23 protein-coding genes and 1 riboswitch are annotated in these 25044 nt (G+C 66.0%); of the genes, 13 read left to right on the plus strand and 10 right to left on the minus strand.

All coding sequences use genetic code 11. From position 1 onward, the window contains the following. Positions 1 to 49: 49 nt before the first annotated feature. From GNT67_RS02185 to GNT67_RS02200, 4 genes are read right to left on the minus strand one after another with little or no spacing between them, the layout of a single operon-like run. A complete protein-coding gene (locus tag GNT67_RS02185) occupies positions 50 to 1144 on the minus strand; it encodes a tRNA nucleotidyltransferase/poly(A) polymerase-related protein (RefSeq protein ID WP_159628152.1) in 1095 nt (364 codons plus the stop codon). A gap of 2 nt (positions 1145 to 1146) precedes the next feature. Further along, positions 1147 to 1866 (minus strand): glutathione S-transferase family protein, encoded by a 720-nt coding sequence (locus tag GNT67_RS02190; protein WP_159628154.1) that lies wholly within the window; start codon positions 1864 to 1866, stop codon positions 1147 to 1149. 17 nt (positions 1867 to 1883) lie between these two features. Beyond that, on the minus strand, positions 1884 to 2852 hold the full coding sequence (locus GNT67_RS02195; RefSeq protein WP_159628156.1) for a complex I NDUFA9 subunit family protein: 969 nt from the start codon (positions 2850 to 2852) through the stop codon (positions 1884 to 1886). A gap of 14 nt (positions 2853 to 2866) precedes the next feature. After that, entirely contained in the window at positions 2867 to 4855 is a 1989-nt protein-coding gene (locus tag GNT67_RS02200) for a lytic transglycosylase domain-containing protein (RefSeq protein ID WP_159628446.1), read from the minus strand. A 113-nt stretch (positions 4856 to 4968) separates the two neighbouring features. Between GNT67_RS02200 and GNT67_RS02205 the strand changes: the two genes are divergently transcribed. Then, complete coding sequence (locus GNT67_RS02205; RefSeq protein WP_159628158.1) at positions 4969 to 5565, plus strand: 5-formyltetrahydrofolate cyclo-ligase; 597 nt, start codon at positions 4969 to 4971, stop codon at positions 5563 to 5565. A gap of 70 nt (positions 5566 to 5635) precedes the next feature. On the opposite strand, the gene metF is transcribed toward GNT67_RS02205, so the two are convergent. From metF to metK, 4 genes are all read right to left on the minus strand, one after another. After that, on the minus strand, positions 5636 to 6466 hold the full coding sequence (gene metF / locus GNT67_RS02210; protein WP_159628160.1) for a methylenetetrahydrofolate reductase [NAD(P)H]: 831 nt from the start codon (positions 6464 to 6466) through the stop codon (positions 5636 to 5638). Further along, a complete protein-coding gene (locus GNT67_RS02215; RefSeq protein WP_147935132.1) occupies positions 6453 to 6809 on the minus strand; it encodes a phage holin family protein in 357 nt (118 codons plus the stop codon). The genes metF and GNT67_RS02215 overlap by 14 nt, the downstream gene beginning before the upstream one ends. Positions 6810 to 6918: 109 nt before the next feature. Beyond that, positions 6919 to 8331 (minus strand): adenosylhomocysteinase, encoded by a 1413-nt coding sequence (ahcY, locus tag GNT67_RS02220; RefSeq protein WP_159628162.1) that lies wholly within the window; start codon positions 8329 to 8331, stop codon positions 6919 to 6921. Between the two features lie 29 nt (positions 8332 to 8360). Then, positions 8361 to 8435, minus strand: a riboswitch (S-adenosyl-L-homocysteine riboswitch). Positions 8436 to 8581: 146 nt separating this feature from the next. Continuing rightward, positions 8582 to 9748, minus strand: a complete 1167-nt coding sequence (gene metK, locus GNT67_RS02225) for a methionine adenosyltransferase (RefSeq protein WP_159628164.1) — start codon at positions 9746 to 9748, stop codon at positions 8582 to 8584. A 146-nt stretch (positions 9749 to 9894) separates the two neighbouring features. Here metK and GNT67_RS02230 point away from each other — a divergent pair, with 146 nt between their 5' ends. From GNT67_RS02230 to dapF, 3 genes are read left to right on the plus strand one after another with little or no spacing between them, the layout of a single operon-like run. Beyond that, on the plus strand, positions 9895 to 10797 hold the full coding sequence (locus GNT67_RS02230; RefSeq protein WP_159628447.1) for a lysophospholipid acyltransferase family protein: 903 nt from the start codon (positions 9895 to 9897) through the stop codon (positions 10795 to 10797). Next, positions 10794 to 11657 (plus strand): LpxL/LpxP family acyltransferase, encoded by an 864-nt coding sequence (locus GNT67_RS02235; protein WP_159628166.1) that lies wholly within the window; start codon positions 10794 to 10796, stop codon positions 11655 to 11657. The genes GNT67_RS02230 and GNT67_RS02235 overlap by 4 nt, the downstream gene beginning before the upstream one ends. Before the next feature lie 16 nt (positions 11658 to 11673). Next, positions 11674 to 12525, plus strand: a complete 852-nt coding sequence (dapF, locus tag GNT67_RS02240) for a diaminopimelate epimerase (RefSeq protein ID WP_159628168.1) — start codon at positions 11674 to 11676, stop codon at positions 12523 to 12525. A 166-nt stretch (positions 12526 to 12691) separates the two neighbouring features. Here the strand turns inward: dapF and GNT67_RS02245 are convergent, their stop codons facing one another. Then, entirely contained in the window at positions 12692 to 14350 is a 1659-nt protein-coding gene (locus GNT67_RS02245; protein ID WP_159628170.1) for a tetratricopeptide repeat protein, read from the minus strand. A 427-nt stretch (positions 14351 to 14777) separates the two neighbouring features. Here GNT67_RS02245 and GNT67_RS02250 point away from each other — a divergent pair, with 427 nt between their 5' ends. The 4 genes from GNT67_RS02250 to xerC all read left to right on the plus strand — a co-directional run bounded on the left by GNT67_RS02250 (position 14778) and on the right by xerC (position 19068). Further along, positions 14778 to 15827 carry a porin gene (locus GNT67_RS02250; protein WP_159628448.1) on the plus strand — a complete coding sequence of 350 codons (1050 nt, stop codon included), beginning with the start codon at positions 14778 to 14780 and terminating at the stop codon, positions 15825 to 15827. 217 nt (positions 15828 to 16044) lie between these two features. Next, positions 16045 to 17325, plus strand: a complete 1281-nt coding sequence (locus GNT67_RS02255; RefSeq protein ID WP_159628172.1) for a porin — start codon at positions 16045 to 16047, stop codon at positions 17323 to 17325. Positions 17326 to 17440: 115 nt separating this feature from the next. After that, positions 17441 to 18109 (plus strand): DUF484 family protein, encoded by a 669-nt coding sequence (locus GNT67_RS02260; protein WP_159628174.1) that lies wholly within the window; start codon positions 17441 to 17443, stop codon positions 18107 to 18109. After that, complete coding sequence (xerC, locus tag GNT67_RS02265; RefSeq protein WP_159628176.1) at positions 18109 to 19068, plus strand: tyrosine recombinase XerC; 960 nt, start codon at positions 18109 to 18111, stop codon at positions 19066 to 19068. Before GNT67_RS02260 ends, xerC begins: the two co-directional genes overlap by 1 nt. 12 nt (positions 19069 to 19080) lie before the next feature. Here xerC and GNT67_RS02270 read toward each other — a convergent pair whose 3' ends face one another. Beyond that, entirely contained in the window at positions 19081 to 19794 is a 714-nt protein-coding gene (locus GNT67_RS02270) for an autoinducer binding domain-containing protein (protein ID WP_229407892.1), read from the minus strand. A gap of 137 nt (positions 19795 to 19931) precedes the next feature. Between GNT67_RS02270 and GNT67_RS02275 the strand changes: the two genes are divergently transcribed. From GNT67_RS02275 to hslV, 5 genes are all read left to right on the plus strand, one after another. Further along, positions 19932 to 20828, plus strand: coding sequence for an alpha/beta fold hydrolase (locus GNT67_RS02275; protein ID WP_159628178.1), 897 nt, complete (start codon positions 19932 to 19934; stop codon positions 20826 to 20828). A gap of 174 nt (positions 20829 to 21002) precedes the next feature. After that, complete coding sequence (locus GNT67_RS02280) at positions 21003 to 22058, plus strand: CobW family GTP-binding protein (protein ID WP_159628180.1); 1056 nt, start codon at positions 21003 to 21005, stop codon at positions 22056 to 22058. A gap of 238 nt (positions 22059 to 22296) precedes the next feature. Further along, complete coding sequence (gene dksA, locus GNT67_RS02285; protein WP_159628182.1) at positions 22297 to 22746, plus strand: RNA polymerase-binding protein DksA; 450 nt, start codon at positions 22297 to 22299, stop codon at positions 22744 to 22746. Positions 22747 to 22969: 223 nt separating this feature from the next. Next, a complete protein-coding gene (locus GNT67_RS02290; RefSeq protein ID WP_159628184.1) occupies positions 22970 to 24223 on the plus strand; it encodes an STAS domain-containing protein in 1254 nt (417 codons plus the stop codon). 279 nt (positions 24224 to 24502) lie between these two features. Further along, entirely contained in the window at positions 24503 to 25039 is a 537-nt protein-coding gene (gene hslV, locus GNT67_RS02295; RefSeq protein WP_159628186.1) for an ATP-dependent protease subunit HslV, read from the plus strand. Positions 25040 to 25044: the final 5 nt, after the last annotated feature.

Genomic DNA, 25044 nt, shown 5'->3' on the forward strand with positions numbered 1-25044 from the left:
GCACAGACCATGTAACTTCATGTAACCAAAACCAGTAAATACGCCGGTATCAGTTGGTTTGGTGCAACAACAGTGTTACTGCTTCGACACGTGCTTGATGAACCGCTATCGGAATCTGGTGTTTGTGGTCGGCATGGCGCGCCGCGATCTCACCCGCGTTCACGGCGCGCGCCGCGTCCAGGGCGTGCGCCAGCAAGGTCGCTGTGCATTCGGCGGCCAGCAGCATCCGGCCAAAGCGTTCAGGCTTGCGGAATGCATCGCTGCGCTCGAACAGTGTCACGATCGCCTCGGCCGGCAGTGCGGCCGCCTGACGCAGCGCGTCGCGCTCGCGCGCTGTCATGACGGCCAGGTCGCGGCATTCATTGGGCACCTTGAGGCGCTTGCACACGGCCTGGATCGCGTCGACCCCATCCAGGTAGCGCATCAGGACGGCAAAGCGCACCTCGAGCGGATGGTCAGGCGTGGTGGCGCGGTCGAGCGCCCGCAGCAGGGATGCGCCGGTAGGCGTATCGAGCGCCGGCAGTTCGGGCAAGAGTTGCGCCAGCGCGCCGCAGTCCCGCAGCACGGCCAGCATGCGCGACGGCTTGTCTTCCATCAGGCCGCGCGCCAGCTCTTGCCAGACGCGCTCGGGCACCAGGGCGTCGACCTCGCCCGCCTCGACCATGCGCCGCATCAGGGCATTGGTCTCGGGGGCCACCGTGAATTCGGACAAGCGTGCGGCGAAGCGGGCGATGCGCAGGATGCGCACCGGGTCTTCGGCGAAGGCATCGGACACGTGCCGGAACAGGCGCGCAGCAAGATCTTGGCGGCCATTGTGCGGGTCGACGATGCTGCCGTCCTCGGCCTGGGCCATGGCGTTGATGGTCAGGTCGCGCCGCACCAGGTCTTGCTCGAGGGTGACGTCAGGGGCGGCATGGAACACGAAGCCATGGTAGCCGGGTGCGGTCTTGCGCTCGGTGCGCGCCAGTGCGTATTCCTCGTGCGTCCTGGGATGCAAGAAGACCGGGAAATCCCTGCCGACGGCGCGGAAACCCGCCTCGAGCATTTGCTCGGGGGTGGCGCCGACCACCACGTGGTCGTGGTCTTTCACGGGCAGGCCCAACAAGGCATCGCGCACGGCGCCGCCGACGACATAGCTGCGCATCGTCACTCGCCCGGCAAATCGGCGTCGTGCAGCGGCGTTGGATCGGATTCGGCCATGGCTTCGCGCACCCAGCGCGCGACCGCCGGGTGGGCCAGCACGCGCTCGCAATAGGCCTGCAGGGCCGGCGCCAGCGTCACGCCATAGGTCTGGAAGCGGCACACCACCGGTGCATAGAAGGCGTCGGCGATCGAGAACTCGCCGAACAGGAATTGATGATGGCCGAAACGCGACAGGCAGTCTTCGAAGATCTCGCAGATGCGGCCGATGTCGGCTTGCGTGCCGGGCGTGCGGCCGCGGCCCGGCAGGCGCGCCTGGATATTCATCGACATCGTATTGCGCAGCTCGCCGAAGCCGGAATGCATCTCGGCCACGATCGAGCGCGCCAGCGCGCGCGCGGCCACGTCTTGCGGCCACATGTGCTTGTCGGGGAATTGCTCGGCCAGGTATTCGGTGATGGCCAGGCTGTCCCAGACCGTCATGTCGCCCGCCATCAGCACCGGCACCCGGCCCGCATGCGAATAGCGCGCGATCTGGTTGGCGGTGTCGGGCTGGTCGAGCAAGACCCGCACCTCGGTGAACGGAATGCCGAAGGCGACCGCCGCGACCCAGGGCCGCATCGACCAGGAAGACACGTTCTTGTTGCCGATGATGAGGGTCAAACCGGGGTGTCGGGTCACGTCGAGCGTGCGGGCGAGGATGGGGTCGCGTTCGATGGTCTGCATGGTTGGTCGTTGGTGGTTTAGCGTCCGGCGTGGCTGCGGTAGTCGGCGAGGCGGTCGTGCCGCGTGAGATAGTGCGGGGCGACCGACTCGATCGCCGTGAGCTTGATCCCGAGCGCCTCGGCTGTCAAGGCGCGGGTGTCGGCGGCCACGATATTATCGACCAGCATCGAATCGAGGTTGTCGCGGCTGACGAGGGGCTGGCCCGGCAGCAGTTCGAACAGCCCGGCCTGCAGGCGCGCCGCCCAGTCGGGCAGGCCGACCACCCGCCGCTCGCGGCCGGCGTAGCGCCCGGCCAGGCGTACCAGCTCGCCCAGGCTATGGACCGCCGGGCCGCCCAGCTCGATCGTGGCGCAGCGCGTGTCTGGCCGCGCCAGGGCGATGGAGAAGGCGGCGGCGACATCGCCCACGTACACCGGCTGGAAACGTGCGCGGCTCGCTGCCAGCGGCACCAGCGGCAGGTGGCGCTGCAGGCGCGCGAACATGGTAAGAAAATGGTCACCGGGACCGAACACCACCGACGGGCGGAAGATGGTGGCCGCCACCGCCGGCTGGCTGCGCGCGGCGGCTTCGCCATCGGCCTTGGAACGTCCGTACATGGAAGGACTGTTGGCGCTGGCGCCGAGCGCGCTCATGTGCAGGTAGCGCGCGACGCCGGCATCGAGGGCGGCCGCGGCGATGCGGCGCGGCAGGTCGACATGCAGGTGGCGAAAACCCGCGCCGTACGGCCGGCCATGGCCGCCATGCAGCACGCCGACCAGGTTGATCACGGCGTCGCGCCCGGCCAGCAGCTTGCGCAAGACCAGGTCGTCATGAATATTGGCGACCTCGACATCGACGCCCGGCAGCACCGTCAGCTGCCTGGCGCTCTCGTAGTGGCGCACCGGCACCAGCACCTTGACGCCATCGTCGGACAGGCGCGCGGCCAGGTGCTGGCCGATGAAGCCGGTGCCGCCGATCAGCACCACATCCAGAGGCCGCGCGCTCATGGCGATACTCCTGTTCAGTCCAGTACGGATGCGCTGCCCGGGCGCGGGCTGACCGTGCCCAGGCGCGCCTTGAGCGACTGCGGCTTGCCCTCGAAGATCGAGGCATAGTTGGTGGCATTGGCCATCACGTTGCGCACATAGCCGCGCGTTTCGGTGAACGGGATCGATTCGACGAAGATCGCGCCTTCCATCGGCGCGTCGAGCCGGCCGCGCCAGGTGCGCGAACGGCCCGGGCCGGCGTTGTAGGCGGCCGTGGCCAGCACTTGCGAGCCTTCAAAGTTCTCGAGCACCATGTTCATGTAGTTGGCGCCGAGCGTGATATTCGTATGCAGGTCGTTGAGCATGGTGTGCACAAAATTATCCAGGCCGATCTTGGCCGCCACCCACTTGCCGGTGGCGGGCATCACCTGCATCAGGCCCGAGGCGCCGACGCCCGAACGGGCGTCGCGGATGAAGCGCGACTCTTGCCGGATGAGGCCATACACCCAGGCTTTATCGAGGCTCAGGCCCTGGGCGGTGGGCTTGAGGACCTCGAGATGCGGCGCCGGGAAGCGCTGGTCGTAGCTCAGCTCGGTGCGCGTGCGCAGCGAGGTCTCGACCATGCGGTCGAGGTGCTCGTTGCGGCGCGCCAGCTCGGCGGCGGCCAGTAGCTGACGTTCAGACAGCCCGCGCAAGCCCCAGTTCCACTCACGGTTGCCTTCCGCGCGCAAGCTCAAACGATAGAACTTCAAGGCCCGCTGCAGGCTCGGATTATTGGTCGCCTGCGCCAGTTCCGCCGCCGTGATCGGCGCCACCGGCGGCGGCGCGACGATCTGGTTGCCCAGCTCTTCATACGCCAGCTGGGTATAGAAGGTGGTCTGGGCGGCGATGCCCTGCCACAGCGCGCGCGCCTCTTGCGTGCGGCCCTCGGCCTGCAGGGCGCGGCCCAGCCAGTAGATCCAGGTGGAATCGGCGCGCAGGTTGGACGGCATCGCCTCGATCGTCGCGCGCACTTCTTTCCAGTCGCCGCGGCGCAGCGCCATGCGGGTTTTCCACTGCATCTGGAATTCGGTCAGGGGCGCCCCCTTGGCGCGGTCCCAATAGCCATGCGCCTCGGGCGCCAGCGCGATCGACGCGGCCAGCGCCACATTGGCCCAGCCGATGGCGCGCTCTTCGCTTGAGAGGCGCGGGCCGTGTTTTTCGAGGCTGGCGACGGCGATCCTGAGCGTGGTGCGCGCCATGCGCCCCACCGCCACCAGGTACAGTTCGCGCTCGGCGCGGCTGGCGCCGATGCCGCGCGCCAGCGCCAGCGCCGGCATGTCGACCGCCTGGGTGGCGCGGGTTTCGGGCAGGCCCAGCAGCACGGCGACGCGCCGTGCGGGGCCGGTGGCATTGTCCAGGCCGGCAATGCGCAGCTGCCACAGCAGGTCGGCCTGGGTGAACTGGCCATTGCCGGCCAGTTGCGCGATCAGGCCGCCGCAGGCGTCGCCATAGCCGGCCGGGGCCTTGAGCAGGGCGCGCGCTTCGTCGGCCACCCGCTCGCCGCGTTCGGCGCGCGCCAGCAAGGCGTAGCAGCGCACCTGCACGCCGCCGGACTGGGCCAGCTCGCCGGCTTCGCGTTCGAAGGTATTCCATTCGCGCCGCTTGCCCAGTTCGAGCAGCCACTCGGCGCGCAGTTGCGCGGCCACGGCCGTACCTTCATGGCGGCGCAGCACCTGCAGGACCTCGTCCTGGATGGCATCGCGCAGCCGGGGTTTCAGACGATAATAGTCGACGTAGGATGCCAGCGAGTAATTTGACGACAGGCGCGAGGCGATCGCATTGACGCGCGCGCCATCGTTCTGGCGCGCGGCTTCGCGCAGCAGCAGGAAGTTGTCGTCATCGGCGCGGCTGTCGGCCACCATGGCCGGCCCGCCGGCAGCGGGAACGCCGACCGTGCCGGCGCCGGGCACCGAGGGCGCACCGGCCGGTATCGGGGGCAGCGCCACCTCGGGCGCGGGTGCATCGGGGTCTTCCTGGGCCATCACGCCTGCAGGCAGTGCGCAGGACAGAACAAGGGCAATAGCAACCGGCAACAGGCCGGCGGACAATTTCGATTGATACATCCACCACTCTCACATTACGCTGCATTGAAACCATGACCGGCGAACCAAGAATACCACGCACCTCCACGGCTCTACCAGACACTGGCCCGAAGCAACAGGATAAAGCGCTGCTACGCAGCACGCTCAAGGCACTGCGGCGCACGATCGACCCGGCCACCAGGCATGCCTGGGACGAGCGCATCGGCGCGCGGGTGCTGGCCTGGTGGCAGGCCAATCCGCATGCGGCGCTCGGCGTGTACTGGCCGCTGGCGGGCGAGCCGGACTTGCATCCAGCCTACGCGCAATTGGCTCAGGCGGGCGTACGGCTGGCATTGCCGGTGGTGATCGAACGCGATGCACCGTTGGGATTTGCCGAGTGGGTACCCGGTGAAGCGACCGTGGCCGACCGGCTGGGGGTGGCGGTACCGGCCGAGTTGCGGATGGTGGCGCGCCCGCCGGCTTTACTGGTGCCGTGCCTGGGGTTCAATCCGCAGGGGTATCGCGTCGGGTATGGGGGTGGCTTCTATGACCGGACGCTGGCGCCGGAGCCCAGGCCCTGTACGGTGGGGATTGCGTATGGGTGCCAGTTGGTCGCGTTTGTCGGCGATACGCATGACGTGCCCCTGGATAGGGTGATTACCGAGGAATAAAACGGCGCGGCAGGGCGGAGGTCGCCTGGACGCGTGGACGGCTATGCCGTCCACGCGTTCAGGCAGCCACTCAAGCCCGCAAGCGTTGCCAGATCGCCGTCGTCGGCGCCGCCTGGTTCATGCTGTAGAAATGCAGCCCCGGCGCACCACCGGCCAGCAGCCGTTCGCACAGCCCGGTCACGACGTCCAGCCCGAAAGCCTTGATCGAGGCGCTGTCGTCGCCGAAGCTGGCCAGCTTGAGGCGCACCCAGCGCGGAATCTCGGCGCCGCACATATCCGAGAAGCGCATCAGCTGCATATAGTTCGTGATCGGCATGATGCCGGCCACGACCGGCACATCGACACCCAGCTTGCGCACATTGTCGACGAACTGGAAATAGGCGTCGGCATTGTAGAAATACTGGGTGATGGCGGCATTCGCCCCGGCCTGCACCTTGCGCGCGAAAGCTTGCAGATCGTCCTGCGGCGAACGTGCCTGCGGATGCATCTCGGGATAGGCCGCGACCTCGATGTGGAACCAGTCGCCGGTTTCCTGGCGAATGAATTCCACCAGTTCGCTGGCATAGCGCAGTTCGCCCGCGCCGCCATAGCCGCTCGGCAGGTCGCCGCGCAGGGCCACGACGCGCCGGATGCCGCTGTCCTTGTATTGCTGGAGGACGTCGCGGATCGAGTCGCGCGTGGCGCCGATGCATGACAGGTGCGGTGCGGCCTCGTGGCCGGCGGCCTGGATTTCGCGCACCGTCGCCAGGGTGCCTTGCTGGGTGCTGCCGCCGGCGCCGAACGTCACCGAGAAATACTTGGGCTGCAGATCGGCCAGCTTTTCGCGGGCGATACGCAGTTTCTCGGCGCCTTCGGGCGTCTTGGGCGGGAAGAACTCGATACTGAAATCAGGAGTTTCCATCTTTGTCGGAGAGAAGCAAGGTAGAGAGCGCCCACGAAATGATGCTGTACAGGATGGCTGCCAGGAAGGCCGACCAGAAACCCGCGACCTCGAAGCCGCCGACCACATTCGACACCAGCCAGAACAGCAAGGCATTGATGACCAGGATGAACAGGCCCATCGAGACCAGGGTGACCGGCAGGGTCAGGATCACCAATACGGGACGGATCAGGGTATTGACCAGTCCCAGGACCAGCGCCGCGATCAGGGCGGTGCCGATGCTGGACACTTCGACGGAGTGCATCAGGTAAGGCAGGGCCATCAGGGCTGCGGCATTGATCAGCCAGGTAATCAGCAAGCGCATCGGTACAGACTTTCGTGGTACGCGGGCGCGACAGCGGCGTAAAGCGCCCGATGGTGGATAAGAGAAACGTCCCGAAGGACGTTTCACAATACTAATAAAGCGCTACCGATCAGTAACGGTAGTGTTCCGGCTTGTACGGACCTTCCTGGCTCACCGAGATGTAGTTCGCCTGCTCTTCGGTCAGCGTGGTCAGCTGGGCGTTGAGCTTCTTGAGCTGCAGGCGCGCGACTTTTTCGTCCAGCTTCTTCGGCAGCGTGTACACGCCCACCGGATATTGCGCGGTGTTCATGAACAGCTCGATCTGGGCGATGGTCTGGTTCGCGAACGACGAGCTCATCACATACGACGGGTGGCCGGTGCCGCAACCCAGGTTCACCAGGCGGCCTTCGGCCAGCAGGATGATGCGATGGCCATCCGGGAAGATGACGTGGTCGACCTGCGGCTTGATGTTGTCCCACTCATATTTCTTGAGTGCGGCGACTTCGATTTCGTTGTCGAAGTGACCGATATTGCAGACGATGGCCTGGTCTTTCATCTTGAGCATGTGCTGCTCGGTGATGACGTGGTAGTTGCCGGTGCAGGTGACGAAGATGTCGCCGAATTCGGCGGCGTAGTCCATGGTCACGACGCGGTAGCCTTCCATCGCCGCCTGCAGTGCGCAGATCGGATCGATTTCGGTAACCCACACCTGCGCCGACAGGGCGCGCATGGCCTGGGCCGAGCCCTTGCCGACGTCGCCATAGCCGGCGATGACGGCGATCTTGCCGGCGATCATGACATCGGTCGCGCGCTTGATGCCGTCGACCAGCGATTCACGGCAGCCGTACAGGTTGTCGAACTTGGACTTGGTGACCGAATCGTTGACGTTGATCGCCGGGAAGGCCAGCTTGCCCTCCTGGTGCATCTGGTACAGGCGGTGCACGCCGGTGGTGGTTTCTTCGGTCACGCCCTTGATTTCCGGCAGGCGCTTCGAGTACCACGACGGATCGCGCGCCAGTCGGCCCTTGATCGCGTTGAACAGGCAGATTTCTTCTTCCGAGCCCGGTTTGTCCAGCACCGAGATGTCTTTCTCGGCACGCACGCCCAGGTGCAGCAGCAGGGTGGCGTCGCCGCCATCGTCGAGGATCATGTTGGCGTGGTTGTCGCCAGGCCACTCGAAGATGCGGTGGGTGTATTCCCAGTATTCGTCCAGGGTCTCGCCCTTGATGGCGAACACAGGCGTACCGACCGAGGCGATGGCCGCGGCGGCGTGGTCTTGCGTCGAGTAGATATTGCACGATGCCCAGCGTACGGTGGCGCCCAGCGCTTCCAGGGTGCGGATCAGGACCGCGGTCTGGATCGTCATGTGCAGCGAACCGGCGATGCGCGCGCCCTTGAGCGGCTGGGTCGCGGCGTATTCTTCCTGGATCGACATCAGGCCCGGCATCTCGGTTTCGGCGATGCGGATTTCCTTCTCGCCCCAGGCAGCCAGGGAGATGTCGGCAACGATATAGTCTTGGGAATCTTTGAGTACGGCGTTCATCACGCCCTCCTTTCAATGTTTAGAAAAAAGTAACGTGAGCGCAGTTGCTGGATATCCGAGCCTGGCAAAGAGGGGAACTCTTTGTCGCAACGCTCCTCGGAACGGGGTAGTTTAGCACGCCTGGAGGACGGCGGGGATGCTTGCAGAAAGATGAAATGATGTGATGCAGGATGGACGGCTCCGCCGCCCATGCGTCCGGACAGCGCATGCACCGGTTGAACGCGTGGACGGCGGAGCCGTCCACCCTACGTTATGCCAGGCCGGCCGCTGCGCGCAGCTCGGCTGCCTTGTCGGTACGTTCCCAGCTGAACTCAGGCTCTTCGCGACCGAAGTGGCCGTAGGCCGCGGTCTTGGTATAGATCGGGCGCAGCAGGTCGAGCATCTGGACGATGCCTTTCGGACGCAGGTCGAAGTGCGCATTGACCAGAGCCGCGATTTTCTCGTCCGGGATCACGCCGGTGCCTTCGGTGTACACGGTGATATTGATTGGGCGCGCCACGCCGATCGCGTAGCTGACCTGCACCTGGCACTGGCGCGCCAGGCCGGCGGCGACGATGTTCTTGGCGACATAGCGTGCGGCATAGGCGGCCGAACGGTCGACCTTGGATGGATCCTTGCCCGAGAACGCGCCGCCGCCGTGCGGGGCTGCGCCGCCGTAGGTGTCGACGATGATCTTGCGGCCGGTCAGGCCGCAATCGCCCTGCGGGCCGCCGATGACGAAGCGGCCGGTCGGGTTGACCAGGAAGCGGGTTTCCTTGAGCCACTCGCGCGGCAAGGTGGTCTTGATGATTTCTTCGATGACCGCTTCTTCGATCTGCGAATGGGTGACTTCAGGGTGGTGCTGGGTCGACAGCACCACGGTATCGACGGCGACCGGACGGCCGTCGACGTAGCGCAGGGTGACTTGCGATTTTGCGTCCGGACGCAGCCACGGCAGGCGGCCATCCTTGCGCAGCTGCGACTGGCGTTCGACCAGGCGGTGCGCGTAATAGATAGCCGCTGGCATCAGCTCTGGCGTTTCGTCGCAGGCATAGCCGAACATCAGGCCCTGGTCGCCGGCGCCCTGGTCGAGATCGATGCCGGCGCCTTCGTCCACGCCCTGGGCGATGTCTGGCGACTGCTTGTCGTAGCAGACCATCACGGCGCAACCTTTGTAGTCGATGCCGAAATCGGTATTGTCGTAGCCGATGCGCTTGATGGTATTGCGGGCCACCGAGATATAGTCGACGTTGGCGTGCGTGGTGATCTCGCCGGCCAGCACCACCAGGCCGGTGTTGCACAGGGTTTCGGCGGCAACGCGCGCGGTCGGGTCTTGCTCGAGGATGGCGTCGAGGATGGCGTCGGAAATCTGGTCAGCGACCTTATCCGGATGGCCTTCGGAAACGGATTCGGAAGTGAAGAGGTAGTCGTTCGACATGGAGGCTCCAGTTACTGATTACATAGAATTGCCGCAGCAACCGTTGCCTGCGACGCTTTAGCGAAATTTATATTCCGCTTCGCAAGTTGTCTGTTAACTCGGCGGATCCAGCATAAAGTGGTATTTTACGCTTCCTTGGAATTTTGGTGTGGAAACGCACGCGCTATGCGGACACGCTTCGACACCCATCAATCGACATGCTAGTAGTCATTTTCCGAATATTATCAATTTTCCCCTTGTCCTTCTTGCACGCCCTGGGCGCGGCGCTGGGCTGGCTGGTGTACTGGCTGTCGCCGTCGTACCGGCGCCGCCTGCGCGCCAACCTGGCCCAGGCCGGCTATGACGCCTACTGGAAGCAGGCTGTGTCCGAGGCCGGCAAGGCCGCGATCGAGCTCGCCTTCGTGTGGTGCGCCCGGCCGGAGCGGGTTGCCAGGCATGCCACGGTGGAGAACTGGGAGCTGGTCCAGGAAAAACTCGACGCCGGCCGCGGCATTGTGTTCCTGACGCCACACCTGGGCTGCTTCGAAATGACGGCCCAGCAGATCGCGCTCAAGACGGCGTTGACGGTCATGTATCGTCCGCCGCGCAAGGATGCGCTCAGGCCGCTGGTCGAAGGCGCGCGCGCGCGCCACAACCTGCACCTGGCGCCGGCCAACCTGTCGGGCGTGCGCATCCTGGCCAAGACCCTCAAGAGCGGCCAGCCGATCGGCTTGCTGCCCGACCAGGTGCCGCAGGAAGGCGAAGGCGTATGGGCGCCCTTCTTCGGCCGCAACGCCTATACGATGACCCTGCCGGCCAAGCTGGCGCAACTGGGCAAGGCCGACATCCTGCTGGTGTACGCCGAACGGCGGCCGAACGGCGCCGGCTATATCGTGCGCTTCGTGCCGTTCGATGGCGACCTGGGCGGCTCGGCAGCCGACCAGGCGGCCGCGATCAACCGCGCCATGGAGCAGTTGATTGCGCGTGCGCCGGCCCAGTATTTCTGGAGCTATAACCGCTACAAGCAGCCGGACGGCGTGGCCGGCCCCGAGGGCGAGGTCAAGGCATGAGGCTCTTGCTTGGAATCCTGTGGCTGCTGCATTTCTTGCCGCTGCCCATCCTGGGCCGCATTGGCGAAGCGATCGGCAGCCTGATGTTCATGATCATGGGCCGCCGGCGCCATATCGCGCTGACCAATCTGCGCCTGACCATGCCCGAGCTGGAAGAGAAAGAACGGCGCGACATCGCGCGCCGCCACTTCCGCGCCTACGCGCGCAGCATCGTCGAGCGCTCGATCCTGTGGTGGGCGCCCGAGGAGCGCGTGCGCAGCCTGATCCAGGTCGAGCCGGCGGTGCCGCAAGCCGCGATGGAAGACGGCCCCACCATCCTGCTGTGCCCGCACTTCGTGTGCCTGGACGTGGCCGGCGTCGCCTCGCGCGTGATCCCGGTGTGCAGCATGTACGTACCGCAAAAAAACGCGGCCTTCGACCGCCTGCTGCGCCATGGCCGCGAACGCTACGGCCCGGTACGCCTGGTAACGCGCAAGGAAGGCATCAAGCCGATCCTGCGCGCGCTGCGCGACGGCCTGCCCTATTTCATGTTGCCGGACATGGATTTCGGCGAAAAGGATGCCGAATTCGTGCCGTTCTTCGGCGTGCAGGCGGCGACCTTGACCGCACTGGGCCGCATCGCCGCGACCACCGGCGCCAAGGTGATCCCGGTGATCGCCACCTACCTGCCCAACTACCAGGGCTGGCGCGTGCGCTTCTATCCGGCCTGGGAGAACTATCCGGGCGACGATATGGTCGAAGCGACCCGCCGCATGAACGCCTTCATCGAAGAACGCGTGCGCGAAGCGCCTGAGCAATATTTCTGGACCCATAAGCGCTTCAAGACCCGGCCGCCGGGTGAAGCTTCGCTGTACGACTGAGCAGGACGGAACGCGCATGAAACTGAAATTTACCAAGATGCACGGCGCCGGCAACGATTTCATCGTGGTCGACGCCATCAACCAGCAGGTCGACCTGAGCCCGGAACAATGGCGGGCCCTGGCCGACCGCCGCTTCGGCATCGGTGCCGACCAGATCCTGGTGGTCGAGCGGCCAGAGCAGGATGGTGTGGACTTCCGCTACCGCATCTTCAACAACGATGGCGGCGAAGTCGAGCAATGCGGCAATGGCTCGCGCGCCTTTGTCCGCTTCGTGGTCGACCAAGGCCTGACCCGCGAACGCACGATCCGCGTGCAAACCATGTCGGGCATCATCAGCCCGCGCCTGGAAGACGACGGCAGCGTGACGGTGGACATGGGGGCGCCGCGCCTCGATCCGGCCGAGGTGCCGTTCGACAGCGCCGGACTGAACGGCAAGCCCGAGGGCCAGGACACGCTGTGGCCGCTGCCGGTGGGCGGCGAAGCCGTGCAGATCTCGGTGGTCTCGATGGGCAATCCGCATGCGGTGCAGGTGGTGCATAGCGTCGACGCGGCGCCGGTGGAACAGACCGGCCCGCTGATCGAGCACCACGTGCGTTTTCCGAAGCGCGTCAATGCCGGCTATATGCAGGTGGTCGACCGCCAGCATATCCGCCTACGCGTGCATGAGCGCGGCGCCGGCGAGACGCTGGCCTGCGGCACCGGCGCCTGCGCGGCGGTAGTGGCCGGCATTCGGCGCGGCCTGCTCGATTCGCCGGTGCGGGTGTCGGCCCGGGGCGGCGAGCTCAGTATTGCCTGGGCGGGACCGGGCCAGCCGGTCTACCTGAGCGGACCGGCCGTGTCGGTGTTCGACGGCGAGATCGAGGTCTGAGCGTGATGCGGCGATGTTAACGGCAGCGTAGGGTGGACGGGTCCCCCGTCCACGCGTTCAAACAACGGCGGCTTCGTCACTGGGCCACTGGGATTTGAACGCGTGGACGGCGGAGCCGTCCACCCTACGCCACGACGGTTTGAGCGGGATCTGATCAGCTGGCGCTTCAGGCTGCCAGCTCGATGTCGCCGCCGCCGTCATCGTCGTTGCCGGGCAGCGCCACATTGAGCACGGTGCGTAGCCGGTACAGGCGCTGCCGGTAGTTTCCTTCGGGCCCGCTCGGGCCGCAATCGACTTGCTCGAACAGGTGCACGATGCGGTCCAGTACCTGGCGCTCGTGCGCCGAATCGACCATCACCAGCCGCCGCTTGCTGCGGCCGTAACTGGCGCGGATATCGATGACCAGGCAATGGCCCTGGTCGGCGGCGCCGACATCGAGCAGCAGCGCCTCGGCGCGCGACAGGTCGAACAGCGCCGCCAGTTCGATGCGCGCGGCCAGCAGTGGATGCGCGGCCAGCGCGTCGGCATGGCTGTCGAGCAGCCGGCCGGTCTCGGTATAGGGCGCGCTCGCGGCGCGCGGCGCGATCTTGCGCAGCAATTCCACGGCCTCGGGCGAGCCCTGGGCCGCCGCCTTTTGCAGCCAGTACACGGCGCGCACATCGTTGTTCTCGTTCTCGCGGCGCGCCCGCCAGGCATTGTGCCCGCACTCGAGCTGGGCGTCGCGATAGCCCATCTCGGCGGCCCGCTCGAGGTAGCGCTGGGCATCGGCCACGTTACGCTGGGAAAACTCGGGCTTGATATAGATGCGCGACAGCGCATACCAGGCCTCGGCCAGGCCTTGTTCTCCGGCCAGCGTCAACCAGCGGATCGCCTTCTTGAAATTGGCCACGTGGGCCTGGCTGGCGCCCACGGTGCAACGCCTGCCGTCGACCCGCATGCGCGCGCAGCGCAGGCCCAGCGCCAGCTGGGCGTGGGGATCGTGCTCGGCTGCGGCGAGTTCCCAGAACACGGCCGGTTCGCCCGCCTGGCACAGCGCGGCCACGGCGCCGGCATCGAGCGCCGCCAGGCCGCTCACGCCGTCGAGCGCCGGATCGAGCAAGCGCGCGCAACGCGACAGCAGGGTGATTTCGTCTGGGGCGAAGCGGCGCATCTCGCCCTGCTCGCCGCGTTCGCCCGCCAGCGCCCGCGCCCGCGGCAGCGCGTGCGCGAGGTAGTCGTCCAGGCGGCGCGCCGTCCAGGCGGCATCGAGTGCGGCGTCGTGCGGCGCGCCGGCACCATGCGGCGGCGCACGCCGCTGCGGCGCTGGCGCCGGCGGCCGGCCCGGCATGCGCGCACCGGTCTCAGGGGCATGCGTGGTTTGCCGCGCCGCATCGGGCGGCGCCGTTCGCGCACCCGGTTGGGCGGCCGGCCCGTTGTCCTGGCGCTGCGCCAGCATCCATTGCGCATGTGCAAAGCCGGCGCGCGCCGCATCCTCGAGCGCCTGCACCGCCTTGGGGTGCGGCGTGGCTGTCGTTTGCGCATCGAGCACCAGCTGGGCGTAGACCAGGCCGGCATGCAGGCTGCCGTCGTCATAGGCGCGCTCGTACCATTGGGCGACGGCGGCTGCGTTGCGCTGGGCCAGCTCGAGAGGAATATGATTGCCGATCAGCTGCCAGGCTGGCGGACAGTCTTGCCGGGCCGCGCGTTCGAGCCAGTGCAATGCGGTTGGCAAGCTCTGCGGGAGTCCGGCGCTGCCGAACAAATACAGCTTGCCCAGCTCGAGCTGGGCCGCCACCTGCCCGGCGCGGGCGTTGCGAATGATCGCCAATTCTTCGCGGTTAGCCATCGTTGGAATACATGTAATAAGTGAGTCGGCAACACACAACGGCGACGATTTCACGGCCAGTCGGCCTGGCGAAGTTTGCCAATATACAAGGTATTGACAATCCCCGTCGTCTCCATATGTAGAGGCCAAAGTCTAAGCCGCCGCCGACGGCGATTCGATTCGATTGGGCGATGAGTTGACGCGTCGCAAAGCAGAGTTAAACCGATGAAACCGGCCGCCTTGGCGACGCGCCAACGCGCGCCACGCGCCTTCGCGCGCATACGTTTCAAAAATACAACAGCACGATTGGATTGATTAGCAATTTACCAAGCACGCCACTGATAATTGGCCACATGGCCCGCCCCGATATCCGGAACACTGAAGGTGGCGTTCCCGGCGCGCCATGCCCGCTGCCCGCATCCACCTCGACCTGGGGAATTTTCGACCGATGAAGCATTCCCTCCTGGCTGTCGCACTGCTGGGCGCCTGCGCCGCTGCGGCCCATGCGCAGACGTCGGTGCAGGTTTACGGCAATCTCGATGCCGGCGTCGTCAAGCGCAGCGGCCAGGAGGTAAGCATCGGCAAGCGCGCCGCCAACACCCTCGGCTTCAAGGGCACCGAAGACCTGGGCAATGGTTTCACAGCCCTGTTTCACCTCGAAATGCGCTACGAGCCGGATACCGGCAGCAGCGAGGTCGGCCCTGGCGGCAACGGGCGCGCGCTCTTCCAGGGCCAGAGCCGGGTCGGCCTGCAGGGTGGCTTCGGCACGCTGCGCATCGGCCGCGGCCTGACCCCGTTCCACGACACCATCGGACACTTCGAGCCATTCCATGCGATCCCGACCGCGGGCGGCTTCCATACCGACCTGAGTGTCGCCGGCTACAGTTCGCAGCCGCTCGACCCGGTCGGCGCTTCCGGCAACCGCTGGTCGAACGCGGTCTGGTACGACTCGCCGGTCATGGGTGGCTTCCAGCTCAATACCGCGCTCGCCACTAAAGAAAACAATGGTGCCGTCGCCATCATCGGCCGCGGCAGCGCCGGCGCGCCGCAATACCCGGCCGGCGCCGAGGCCTCGGCCACGCCGTTCTCGGTCTCGGCCACCTACCACGACGGGCCAGCGGCCCTGATGGCCGCTTATGAACGCAATGCGATCGAATCGACGGTCTGGTCGGTGGGCGCCTCGGTGCATGCGACCCCGGAACTGAAGCTGATGGGCACGTTCACCAGGCTGGACGAAGACCATACCCGCCTGTTCAATACCGACACCACCGCATGGGTGCTGGGGGCGAACTACACCTTGGGGCCTGGTAAATTCCTCGCAGGGTATGGCCAAAAAGATGCTGACGGCCTCGAGAAGGTCAAGCAGTTATCGCTGGGCTATGAATACAGCCTGTCGGCGCGCACCTATCTGTATATCGACGCCTCGCGCAAAACGGGCTTGCCGGCCAATCCCGCCACGATCCGGCAGTACGATATCGGCATCAATCACACGTTCTGACCCTGCGCAAAGCGGGATATCGACCTCATCCTTCGTGCATGGAGTGGTATCGAAAAGCCGCTTTTCCGCTGTCTTCGCGCGTCATCCTGTAGCGTTTTCACAACGGCATCTCCCCCTTCGCCAATTCGCGAACGAGCGTTCTGTACAGTGCGCCTGGGCAATGGCATATTGGTAAAGCGAGCGCATGCATCGCGACAAGAAAATCAATGGAGACACGATGAAGAAAAGCCTGATCGCCGCCCTGCTCGGCGCTACGTTTGCATGCTCGGCCATGGCCCAGACCAATATCCAGATCTACGGCATCGCCGATGCCGGCGTGATGTGGCAAAAAGGTGGCCCGACCAAGATCTATAGCGGCGGCGCCGACGGTTCCCGTCTCGGCATTCGGGGTAGCGAAGACCTGGGCAATGGCTACAAGGCCATCTTCAATCTCGAAGCCCGCGTCGAACTCGACAACGGTTCGCAGCAGCCGGCCCTGATGAACGACAATCCGGGCGTCTACCTGCTGCGCGGCATGAACCAGATTCCGCAAGCCATCCGCGACCGCCTGCAGGCAGCGATCCAGCCGCCAGGCGCGCCGGCTGTCAACCAGGAAAAAGCCCTGTTCGACCGCACCGCCATGGTCGGCCTGATCACCCCGATCGGCGCCGTGATGCTCGGCCGCATGTATACCCCGGGCTACGAGGTGTTCAATATGGCCGATGCCTTCGAATCGGGCACCGCCGGCACCTGGGGCCACGTCACCGGCGGCACCGCCGGCTTTACCGCGCTGGGCGCCGATATCCGCTCGCAGGAAGCGATCCAGTACCGCATCGCCCTGCCGAGCGGCTGGGGCGGCTCGGTCATGTATGGCGCGCGCAATTCGGGCTACCTGGGCCGCTACAAGAAATTCCGCGCCGGCGCCGTCACCTACAAGGCAAATGGCCTGGACGTCGGCGTCGGTTACAACCACGGCTACGACCTGCAGAACCGTCCGAGCCTGCGCACCGTCACTGTGGGCGGTTCGTACACGATGAGCGATAGCTGGAAATTCTTTGCCGGCTTCCATAGCCAGCGCAACAAGAATTCGGCGCTGCTGCCCGATTACCTGGGTGGCTGGAACCAGGCCGTGGTGCCGGCGCTGGTCGCGCAAGGCGTGCCGCAGCAGACCCAGAATTTCCTGCTCGGCGTGTTCCAGACCAATATCAAGGCCAACACCGAACAGGACGCCCACAGCTACCAGATCGGCGCCCACTACCGGATCGGCAACGGCCGCATCGTGGCGTCGTACGCGCACCAGAACGACCGCACCGCGTCCAACAGCGACGCCGACCTGTACGCGGTCGGCTACAACTACTACCTGTCCAAGCGTACCGACCTGTACACCGCGCTGGCCTTCATCAAGAACGACAACGAAGCCCAGTATTCGCCGGGCACCTCGGGCAATCCGGGTGGCTTCACCGAAACCCCGGGCGCCGACGGCCGCGCCCTGCAACTGGGTATCCGTCACCGTTTCTGAGCGCTTCGCGCTTCACCGAAGACGCCTGCGGGCGTCTTTTTTGTTGCCTGTTATAACCCGGTCTACTGCCCGCGTCGGGTAAAATGATCCGATTGATTTCACCAGAAAATTACCCATGAGCATCGCCCCACTCGACGCCAGCACTGTCGCGCAATACCTGATCGATCATCCGCAATTCTTCCAGGAGCACGCCGGCCTGCTGGGCGAGGTGAAGCTGTCGAGCCCGCTCACCGGGCGCGCCGTGTCGCTCCAGGAACGCCAGATGGAAGTGATGCGCGACAAGTTCCGCGCCCTCGAGCTGCGCCTGTCCGACCTCTCGCGCCGGGCCGAGGAAAACGCCGGCATCGCCAACCGTTTCCACGCCTGGACCCAGGCCCTGCTGGTGTCGCAAGGCGGCGCGGCCATGGCGCGCGACCTGGCCGACGGCCTGCGCACCCATTTCATCGTGCCGCAAGTTACCCTGCGCCTGTGGAATGTGGCGCCGGAACATGCCGGCGCCTGGTTCGCGCAGGGCGTGTCGGACGACGCGCGCATCTTCGCCAACAGCCTGCGCGCGCCGTATTGCGGCCCGAACAATGATTTCGAGGCGGTGCGGTGGCTGGACGACGCGGAATCGATCCGCTCGACCGTGATGCTGCCGCTGGGCCAGCCGGGCCAGAGCTTCGGCCTGCTGGTGCTGGGCTCGCCCGACCCGGCGCGCTTCACGACCGCGATGGCGACCGATTTCCTGGTCCATATCGCGGCCACCTCGACCACCGCGCTGGCGCCGCTGCGCGCCGCATAATGGCCACGCCCGGGCGCGACGGCGGTTCCGGCGCCGCGGCCGACTGGGCCAGGCGCTACCTGGACGAGCTGGCGCTCCAGCGCCAGCTGTCGCCGCACACGGTCGCCGCCTACCGGCGCGACCTGGCCGAGCTGGCCACGCTGGCCGGCCACGACGACTGGCCCCGGCTGACCCACTTCGACATCCGCCGTTTCGCCGCCCGGCTGCATGGCGGCGGCCAGTCGGCGCGCACCATCGCGCGCAAGCTGTCGGGCTGGCGCGGCTTCTATGGCTGGCTGTCGAACCACACGCCGCTGGCGGCCAATCCGGTCGACGGCGTCCAGGCCCCGAAGCGCCCGCGCAGCCTGCCCAAGGCGCTGGCCGTCGATGATGCCGTGCAGCTGATGGAAGCCGACACCCGTGGCCACGCCGAACCCTTCGAACTGTGCAACCGCGCCATGTTCGAGCTGCTCTATTCGAGCGGACTGCGGGTGTCGGAACTGGCGGGCCTGGATGTCGCCTGGCAGGATGCGCGCGCCGGCCAGCCGGCCTCGCTCGGCTGGCTCGACCTGCAGGCCGGCGAAGTGATCGTCACCGGCAAGGGCAACAAGATGCGCCGGGTGCCGGTCGGCGCGCCGGCGCGCGACGCGCTGGCGGCCTGGCTGGCGGTACGTCCGCCCGCGCGCGACGGCAGCGCCGCCCTGTTCCTGTCGGCGCGCGCTACCCGCATCTCGCCGCGCGTGGTGCAGGGCCGGCTCAAGCAGCATGCGCTGCGCGCCGGCGCCCCGGTCCACGTGCATCCGCACGTGCTGCGCCATTCCTTCGCCTCGCACCTGCTGCAATCCTCGGGCGACCTGCGCGCGGTGCAGGAATTGCTCGGCCACGCCAGCATCACCTCGACCCAGATCTATACCGCGCTCGACTTCCAGCACCTGTCGAAGGTGTACGACGCGGCCCATCCGCGCGCCAAGGCCAAGTAGCCGCAGTCGGGCTTACAGCAAGCCGAGCAGGGCCGCCTTGACCACCGCCGCCGTCTTGTTGGCGGCGCCGAGCTTGACCAGGGCATTGGCGACGTGGAAGTTCACCGTTCGTTCCGACAGCGCCAGGATGGTCGCCGCTTCGCTCGAGGTCTTGCCGTCGGCCATCCAGCGCAGTACTTCGGCTTCGCGCTGGCTGAGCCCCACCGCCGGTACGTCGCGCCGCTGCATGCGCGACAGGCCCTGGTGGGCCGCATGCGCCAGCCATGACATATTGGCTTCGCCATGGCGCAGTTCGGATTCGGACAGCGGCTCGTGCGAGCGCGCCAGCGTCAGCAGGCCGACCCCGCCATCGGGCGTGCGCGAGGACTGGGCCCAGCCGACCTGCAGGCCATGGCCGCGCGCGTCTTCCCACAGCGGTCGCGCATCGGCAAACAGCGACTCGCTCCATGCCAGCGGCAGGACCGAGGCCATGCCGTGCCTGACCGTGGGGTCGTGCGCCAGGTAGCCCTGCTGCGCGTAGCGCGCCTGCCAGGCAGGCGGATAGTTATTGCGCATGAAGGTGGCCGGATTCGACAATGGCAGCGGCAGGCGCATGCCATAGGCGCAATAGTCGAAACCGAGTTCGCGCGCAGCGCCGGCGACGATGTCGAACAGGCTGGCGGCGTCGAGCGCGCGCCCCATTGCCTCGAGGTGGCGGCTGCGCCAGCCGGCCATCGATTCGTCCACACCATGCCTTTCACGCGGTCAGTATTCGACTGACATATTTGACAGTATCGCTGCTTGATACTACTTCTTAGAATGTTGCTTCACGCCTAATTCTCCTCGCATACAGCCGAGACAACAACCATTATTACGGAGTTTCCATGCCGCACCGCCTGTCCCTGGCCCTCGGCGCCGCCATGCTGGCCTTGAGCGCCTCATGCACGCTGCCGATCGCGACCGCCGCAACACCGACGCCGGGGGCGGCACCCGAGCTACTGCGGGTCGGCGACTACGGCGTGCAGGTGTCGACCATGGGCGCCGGCCCCTACACCGTGATTTTCGAATCGGGTTTCGGGCGCGACCTGAATGTCTGGCGCAATGTGGCGCCGGCCATTGCGAAGTCGAACAAGGTGCTCACCTATTCGCGCGCCGGCCATGGCCGCTCGGAAGCGCGCCCCGGTACGCCATCCCTGGACAGCCGTACCGATCAGCTCGAGCAATTGATCGCGGCCGCGGGCCTGCCGCCACCCTTCATCCTGGTGGGCCATTCCTATGGCGGCTTCCTGATCCGCAGCTACGCGGCGCGCCATCCACGACACGTGGCCGGGATGGTGTTCGTCGATCCCAGCGACGAACACCAGAACGCGGCGTTGCGCAAGCTCGACCCGGCCGGCGTCGACAGCGACGCCCGGCTGCTGGCGCAATTCATGCCGCCCAAGCTGCAGCCCGAACTGGGCCAGGTCCAGGCCATCCTCGACAGCGGCAAGCTGAACCTGGCCGGGCCGCTGCCGGACGTACCGGTCGCGGTATTGACGTCGGTCCAGCATCGCGCCAAGCCGGAGCTGTTCCTGGAAACGCCGGCCGCGGTCGCCGTCTGGCGCGACTTGCACGCCCGTTTCTTTGGCACGTTCACGAGCGGCCTCCATGTAGTGACGTCGCATAGCGGCCACAATATCCATCAGGAAGAGCCGCAACTGGTGATCAATGCAGTCGAACACGTGATCGCCGCTGCGGACCAGGCCCGCGCGGTGCGCGCGAAGGCGCAGCCGAGCAAATAATGGGGACGGCAAGGCGGCAATCGGCGCCACCACTCGCGCCGTTCCGGCCACATTTTCCAGCGATTGGTTTGAACTCGGTCAACACAAAACACGCTTCATGGTGAGGTTGCAAGAATTGCGGCATAATCCCCCGGTTCTTTTGTCCAACCCCGACCCAACACGCGTAGCGAACCAATGGACCTGATTCCCAGCACCATCCTGACCGGCTTCCTCGGCGCGGGCAAGACCACCTTGCTCAACCGCATCCTGCAAGAGGATCACGGCATGCGCATCGCCGTCATCGAGAACGAATTCGGCCAGGAGAATATTGACAACGAAATCCTGGTACAGGATGCCACCGAGCAGATCGTCGAGATGAACAACGGCTGCATCTGCTGCACCGTGCGCGGCGACCTGATCGTGGCCCTGACCAGCCTGGCGCAAAAGCGCGCCGCCGGCGAAATCCAGTTCGACCGGGTGGTGATCGAAACCACCGGCCTGGCCAATCCGGGCCCCGTGGCCCAGACCTTCTTCGTCGACGAAGAAGTAGGCGCCAACTACCTGCTCGACGCCGTGGTCACCGTGGTCGACGCCCGCCACGCGATGGACCAGCTGACCCAGAACGAGGAAGCCCAGCGCCAGGTCGGTTTTGCTGACAAGATCTTGCTGTCCAAGACAGACCTGGTCGACGCCGCCGCCGTCGAGGCGCTCAAGACGCGCTTGCACCGCATCAATCCACGCGCACCGATCGCGACCAGCGACTTCGGCCGGGCGCCGATTGCCGACGTGCTCGACCTGCGCGGCTTCAACCTGAACGACAAGCTCGAGCTCGATCCCGACTTCCTGAAGGTCGAGGCAGAGCACGACCACGATCATGACCACCATGACCATGCCGGCCACGACCACGCACCCGGCGAAGCGTGCAACCACGACCACCACCACGGCCACCACAGCGACGAGATCGCCGCCTTCGTGTTCAAGAGCGAGCGCGCGTTCGACCCTGAACGCCTGGAACAATTCCTCGGCAGCCTGGTGCAAGTCTTCGGTCCGCAAATGCTGCGCTACAAGGGCGTGCTGCGGATGGAAGGCGTGGACCGCAAGGTCGTGTTCCAGGGCGTGCACCAGATCATGGGCAGCGACGTGGGACCGAAGTGGGGCGAAAGCGAGACGCCCGCGACCAAGATGGTGTTTATTGGTAAAAATTTACCAAAAGACGTATTTATCCGCGGACTTGAACAGTGTTTGGTATAAACTACATCAGTTTGACTGGTCTGCCCGAGGTCGCATGACGACCTGCCTCGACAGTTAGGGAGGCTCGGGACCGCAGGCAGGCATCCAGCCGCCTGCACCGCCCAGCCGCATAGCGGCGCGGACGGAGATGGGATGGCGCCGCGTCGCCATCAAGGCAGCTTGCCTCACGCACGCCCTGGCAAGACGTAACTGTGGAGCAAGCTGATAAAATGAAAACCTCTGTCGTATCGAAGGCATCATGACTAAAACAACGAAACCGAATACCACCCAGTCCGAAGAACGCCTCCTGACGGAAGAAGAAATTCGGGCGATGGGCGATGATGACTACATGAATGCAGCCCAGCTCGCGTTCTTCAAGAACCGCCTGCAGGAACTCGAAAAGGAACTGCTGAAGAACGCCGGTGAAACCACGGAACACCTGCGTGAAACCGTCCTGGTTCCCGACCCGGCCGACCGGGCGACGATCGAGGAAGAACACGCGCTCGAACTGCGCACCCGCGACCGCGAACGCAAGCTGCTCAAGAAAGTGCAGCAATCGCTGCAGTCGATCGACGGCGGCGAATACGGCTGGTGCGAAGAAACCGGCGAACCGATCGGCATCCCGCGCCTGATCGCACGCCCGACCGCCACGCTGTCGCTGGAAGCCCAGCAACGCCGTGAGCTGAAGCAAAAACTGTACGGCGACTGATTTATCGCCTTGCCCACCCAAGAAAGCATGCGACCTGTCGCATGCTTTTTTTGTTTGCGCGCTCGACCACGCTGACCAGCGCCAGGGCCGCGCACGCTTCACGCGGCGCGCCGTCTCTCTCGTTTCCTATCGGATACACTAACCACGGCGGCGTGCGCACAGCATGCATGCCGATGGTTCGTGCTATGGTCTGGCACGATTGGCCTGACTGACAACGGTGAGCATGGGGCTTTTCTCCTTCCTGAAGAGAAAGAACGACACGGCGGGCGCACGCGACTGGCCGCCGCCCGAGTCGCGCCTGCGCGGCGAACCGTCGCGCCTCGACACCGAGGCCGAGCGCGAGCGCCAGCGCGAGATCGCGCGCGCCACCGCCGCCAAGATCGACGAAATCGAGCTCGCCTTCGCCGCCGACATGTTCGACGACGAGCCGGCCTGGGGCAGCGGCGCCCGGCGCCCGGCGGGCGCCATCGCACCCCAGGCCGATCCGCCGGTCCCGGCCGCGGCGCCCGCCAGCGCGCCGGCGGTCGACGAAAGCGCCATCCTGTATGCCAACGGCCAGGCCGCGGCCGCCGAGCAGTTGCTGCTGGCTTGCCTGCCGGCCTTGGGCCGCCACCAACGCTTGCCGTGGTGGATGCTGTTCGACCTGTACCAGGCCGATGGCCGCGAACAGGCCTTCGAGAGCGTGGCCATCGACTACGCCAGCCATTTCGAGACCTCGCCGCCGGCCTGGACCCCGCTGCCGGCCGCGCCCGGCGCAGCGCAGGCCCGGTCCGGCCCCGGGGTCGCGACCGGCGAAGCCTTCGGTCCCACGATCGACGCCGGCGTCGCGCCGCGCCTGGCGCGCGTGCTGGCGGCGACGGCGCCGACCGTACGCCTCGACTTCGGCCGGGTGACGGCGATCGACGCCGATGGCGCCGCCAGCCTGCTGGCGGCGCTGCAGGGCCTGCGCGGCGCCGGCCGCGAACTGGTGCTGGCCGGGGCCGACACCCTGCTCGCGACCCTGCGCCCGATGCTCGTCATCGGCGAGCGCGGCGCCAGCCCGGCGCCCTGGCTGCTGCTGCTCGAACTGCTGCTGCTGACCAACCGCGAAAAACAGTTCGAGGAAGCGGCCATGGATTACTGCGTCACCTATGAGGTGTCGCCGCCTTCGTTCGAAGCCCCGCTGCGCGTGTCCACCGCCGCGCCGGCGCCCGGCCACGGCGACCGTTTCATGCTGCCGTCGAGCGTGACCGGACCTGACGCCGCCCTGCTGGCGGCCATCGATGCCTATGCCGACGGGCGCGAGACGCTGGTGCTCGATTGCTCGCGCCTGGCGCGCATCGACTATGCCGGCGCCGGCAGCCTGCTGGCGCGCCTGGATGCGCACGGCGCCGCCGGTCGCGCGGTCGAGCTGCGCGAACTGAACCACCTGGTCGCCACCCTGCTGCGCCTGCTCGGCGCCGGCGATGGCGTGCGGCTGTATCCGCACCGCTATTGATGCACGCCTGACGGGGTGGATGGCGCCATTACAGGACGCCGAGTACCAGTAGCAGCAGCAAGGTCACCACCAGCGAGACCAGGATCGAGCCGAGGCAGCCGAGCTTGTTCGAGAAAAAGAAAAACATCGCCATTCCTGTGGATGATCCGATGCCGATAGCGTACAGCCTGCCTGCGGCGTAGGGCGCACCCCTGCCCGGCCATCTTTAAGGATGAGCCAACCTTGCAATTTCCAGCGCTGGTCCCCACCTGCTGTTGGCTAGACAATTACGAGGTCAAAATGGAACAATTTCACGGTACAACCATCGTCAGTGTGCGGCGCGGCAATCAGGTCGCGCTGGGTGGCGATGGCCAGGTCACGCTGGGCAATGTCGTCATGAAGGGCTCGGCGCGCAAGGTGCGCAAGCTGTACCAGGGCAAGGTCTTGTGCGGCTTCGCGGGCGGCACGGCCGACGCCTTCACGCTGCTCGACCGCTTCGAAGGCAAGCTGGAAAAACACCAGGGCAACCTGCTGCGCGCATCGGTCGAGCTGGCCAAGGACTGGCGCACCGACCGCGTGCTGCGCCGCCTGGAAGCGATGCTGCTGGTGGCCGACCGCGAGTCGACCCTGATCATCACCGGCAACGGCGACGTGCTCGAGCCCGAAGACGGAATCGGTGCCATCGGTTCGGGCGGCGTCTATGCCCAGTCGGCGGCCAAGGCGCTGTACGAGAACACCGACATGGCGCCCGCCGAAGTGGTCAAGAAAGCGCTCACGATCGCGGGCGAGCTGTGCATCTACACGAATATGTCCCACATCATCGAGACCCTGGATTGATATGA

This window comes from Massilia puerhi (assembly GCF_009861485.1).

Bases quoted from the DNA above. Each gene is read 5' to 3' on its own strand.
- GNT67_RS02280 (WP_159628180.1), top strand. From the start codon at position 21,003: ATGGACCTGATTCCCAGCACCATCCTGACCGGCTTCCTCGGCGCGGGC.
- ahcY (WP_159628162.1), bottom strand. From the start codon at position 8,331: ATGAACGCCGTACTCAAAGATTCCCAAGACTATATCGTTGCCGACATC.
- metF (WP_159628160.1), bottom strand. From the start codon at position 6,466: ATGGAAACTCCTGATTTCAGTATCGAGTTCTTCCCGCCCAAGACGCCC.
- GNT67_RS02290 (WP_159628184.1), top strand. From the start codon at position 22,970: ATGGGGCTTTTCTCCTTCCTGAAGAGAAAGAACGACACGGCGGGCGCA.
- GNT67_RS02190 (WP_159628154.1), bottom strand. From the start codon at position 1,866: ATGCAGACCATCGAACGCGACCCCATCCTCGCCCGCACGCTCGACGTG.
- GNT67_RS02235 (WP_159628166.1), top strand. From the start codon at position 10,794: ATGAGGCTCTTGCTTGGAATCCTGTGGCTGCTGCATTTCTTGCCGCTG.
- GNT67_RS02185 (WP_159628152.1), bottom strand. From the start codon at position 1,144: ATGCGCAGCTATGTCGTCGGCGGCGCCGTGCGCGATGCCTTGTTGGGC.
- dapF (WP_159628168.1), top strand. From the start codon at position 11,674: ATGAAACTGAAATTTACCAAGATGCACGGCGCCGGCAACGATTTCATC.
- GNT67_RS02255 (WP_159628172.1), top strand. From the start codon at position 16,045: ATGAAGAAAAGCCTGATCGCCGCCCTGCTCGGCGCTACGTTTGCATGC.
- metK (WP_159628164.1), bottom strand. From the start codon at position 9,748: ATGTCGAACGACTACCTCTTCACTTCCGAATCCGTTTCCGAAGGCCAT.
- GNT67_RS02250 (WP_159628448.1), top strand. From the start codon at position 14,778: ATGAAGCATTCCCTCCTGGCTGTCGCACTGCTGGGCGCCTGCGCCGCT.
- GNT67_RS02200 (WP_159628446.1), bottom strand. From the start codon at position 4,855: ATGGCCCAGGAAGACCCCGATGCACCCGCGCCCGAGGTGGCGCTGCCC.
- GNT67_RS02215 (WP_147935132.1), bottom strand. From the start codon at position 6,809: ATGCGCTTGCTGATTACCTGGCTGATCAATGCCGCAGCCCTGATGGCC.
- hslV (WP_159628186.1), top strand. From the start codon at position 24,503: ATGGAACAATTTCACGGTACAACCATCGTCAGTGTGCGGCGCGGCAAT.
- GNT67_RS02260 (WP_159628174.1), top strand. From the start codon at position 17,441: ATGAGCATCGCCCCACTCGACGCCAGCACTGTCGCGCAATACCTGATC.
- GNT67_RS02275 (WP_159628178.1), top strand. From the start codon at position 19,932: ATGCCGCACCGCCTGTCCCTGGCCCTCGGCGCCGCCATGCTGGCCTTG.
- GNT67_RS02195 (WP_159628156.1), bottom strand. From the start codon at position 2,852: ATGAGCGCGCGGCCTCTGGATGTGGTGCTGATCGGCGGCACCGGCTTC.
- xerC (WP_159628176.1), top strand. From the start codon at position 18,109: ATGGCCACGCCCGGGCGCGACGGCGGTTCCGGCGCCGCGGCCGACTGG.
- GNT67_RS02245 (WP_159628170.1), bottom strand. From the start codon at position 14,350: ATGGCTAACCGCGAAGAATTGGCGATCATTCGCAACGCCCGCGCCGGG.
- GNT67_RS02205 (WP_159628158.1), top strand. From the start codon at position 4,969: ATGACCGGCGAACCAAGAATACCACGCACCTCCACGGCTCTACCAGAC.
- dksA (WP_159628182.1), top strand. From the start codon at position 22,297: ATGACTAAAACAACGAAACCGAATACCACCCAGTCCGAAGAACGCCTC.